The 445-nt window shown below is 57.8% G+C and carries 1 protein-coding gene; it reads right to left on the bottom strand.

Annotated elements, in window-relative coordinates:
• Positions 1 to 445: beta-eliminating lyase-related protein (locus ACU8YC_RS27715; protein WP_446896357.1), on the bottom strand; the 445-nt coding region annotated here is incomplete at both ends.

The following is a 445-nucleotide window of genomic DNA, read 5'->3' as shown; positions in this document are numbered from 1 at the left end:
GCCTGGCGCATTCCGCCGCCGGTCATTCTTCGCCAGCGAATGGCACGCTCGATGTACTCGTGGCTGCCGACCAGCAGCCAGCCTACCGGCGTTTCCAGTCCTTTGGAAAGACAAACGGTGAACGAGTCGCAGTATTGTGTTACATCTTTAAGCTCACAGCTATAGGCGACGATGGCGTTAAAAATACGCGCGCCGTCGACGTGCAGGGCAAGGTTGCGCCCCCGGGTGAATTCCCAGGCCTCTTTCAGATATTCACGCGGCAGTACTTTGCCGTTATGTGTGTTTTCCAGCCTGAGCAGACGGGTGCGGGCAAAATGGATATCGTCTGCTTTGATTTTTGCTGCCACTTTGTCCAGCGGCAGGGACCCATCCGGCGCGGCACCGACAGGTTGCGGTTGAATGCTGCCGAGCACCGCTGCGCCACCCGCTTCGTAGCGATAGTTAT

Source organism: Citrobacter sp. VF227, from assembly GCF_052950715.1.
Note: the sequence above shows the minus strand (reverse complement) of the source record. Positions and strands in the feature narration are given on the sequence as shown.